This is a genomic window from Parashewanella curva, from assembly GCF_003675895.1.
GTDB lineage: Bacteria > Pseudomonadota > Gammaproteobacteria > Enterobacterales > Shewanellaceae > Parashewanella > Parashewanella curva.
Window position 1 is genome coordinate 1 of the sequence record NZ_ML014972.1, and the last position, 543, is coordinate 543.

1 protein-coding gene is annotated in these 543 nt (G+C 36.1%); it reads left to right on the forward strand.

Going from position 1 to position 543, the window contains the following annotated elements:
* The first annotated feature begins 123 nt into the window (after positions 1-123).
* Positions 124-426 (forward strand): restriction endonuclease subunit S, encoded by a 303-nt coding sequence (locus D5018_RS22470; protein WP_121840995.1) that lies wholly within the window; start codon positions 124-126, stop codon positions 424-426.
* The last annotated feature ends 117 nt before the right edge of the window (positions 427-543 follow it).

Genomic DNA, 543 nt, shown 5'->3' on the forward strand with positions numbered 1-543 from the left:
CGATCACTCATTTCGGACTTAAGCAAAAAATGATCGGACAATACCGAATTCGATGATCGGATTATGCCGAAATAGGTGATCGGATAATCCCGAATTCAGTGATCGGATAGCCCCGAATTATGCATTTCACAGTCAAAAGATGAATCTCTTAGGAAAGGGAAACTAAAACTTAATGATATAGTATTAACCACAAGAGGATCAGTTGGACATTTTGCATATTACAATGAAAGTGTGAACTACCAACACTTAAGAATAAATTCTGGAATGGTTTTGATTCGATGTGCATCGAAAGAGATAGATACTAATTACTTGTATAGTGCTTTAAGATCAAAGATTGTGCAAAACCAATTGGCATCTTTGTCTTTTGGGAGTGCACAGCCGCAATTGACCGTAAGAGATATAAATAACTTTGTTATCAGACATTGATCAGACCCCTAGGTCACTTTTTTGATTTTATAGAATGTTAACGTGTGACCTCCTATTAGCCTTACTATCTTTTCCCTTAACTCATCAAAACCGTCTAGGCGAATTTTATTGTCATAT